We start from the raw sequence: 696 nt of genomic DNA on the forward strand, positions 1-696 counted from the left end.
GGCGCCGCGCGGGGCGTGCGCCGACCGGGTCGGGGCACGCCCCGCGCGTCGTGTGCGCGCCGGATTCCGGGGCCGGCCTACTCCTGGTCGTCGAAAGTCACCGTCAGCGGCGTGTCCCGGGACGCCCAGTGCTCGATGGCGTCCGCCAGCACGTCGGCCGCGGTGTGGGCCGTTTCGGGGGCGGCGGCGCGGAACCGCTGCCAGCCGCGTATCCGGATCTCGTAGCCGCTGGGCCGCCCCCACCAGGACAGGTCGCGCAGGCAGTCGTCGAGGGCGTCCCAGTTGTGGCCGAACCACTCGGGGAGGGCCAGGTCACGGGCGCAGCGGTCGAGGAACGTCGGCTCGTCGCGCACGCCGTCGAGGTCGAGTTCCGCACGGTGCGGGCCGGTGCTGGGGGTGCCGGGCTCAGATGCGGTCATGTGGGACATCGTCGCAGCCCGCGCGCCCGCCCGCGGCGGACGATCTCGCTACGCTGGCCGTGATCGCACAGTCGCGTGAGCCGAGCAGAGAGGATTCGACGTGTCCGAGCAGAACCGGCGCCCGCTCCCCCATGACTTCCACCCCGCGGTGCCCTCGTTCACCGTGCAGAGCGACGACGTGACGCACGGCGGGGTGCTGAAGGACGACCAGGTGTTCAGCGGCGGCAACCGCTCGCCGCACCTGCGCTGGTCGGGCTTTCCCGAGGGGACGAAGAGC

Annotated in this window: 1 protein-coding gene and 1 pseudogene; one reads left to right on the plus strand and one right to left on the minus strand. The window is 73.6% G+C overall.

What is annotated here, in order from left to right:
- Nucleotides 1–77 precede the first annotated feature (77 nt).
- A complete protein-coding gene (locus KUM32_RS40390) occupies nt 78–419 on the minus strand; it encodes a barstar family protein (protein ID WP_217146674.1) in 342 nt (113 codons plus the stop codon).
- A gap of 100 nt (nt 420–519) precedes the next feature.
- Here KUM32_RS40390 and KUM32_RS40395 point away from each other — a divergent pair.
- A pseudogene (locus KUM32_RS40395) lies at nt 520–696 on the plus strand (YbhB/YbcL family Raf kinase inhibitor-like protein); the annotation flags it as partial.

Source organism: Streptomyces sp. AC627_RSS907, assembly GCF_019049165.1.

Bases quoted from the DNA above. Each gene is read 5' to 3' on its own strand.
- KUM32_RS40390 (WP_217146674.1), bottom strand. From the start codon at position 419: ATGACCGCATCTGAGCCCGGCACCCCCAGCACCGGCCCGCACCGTGCG.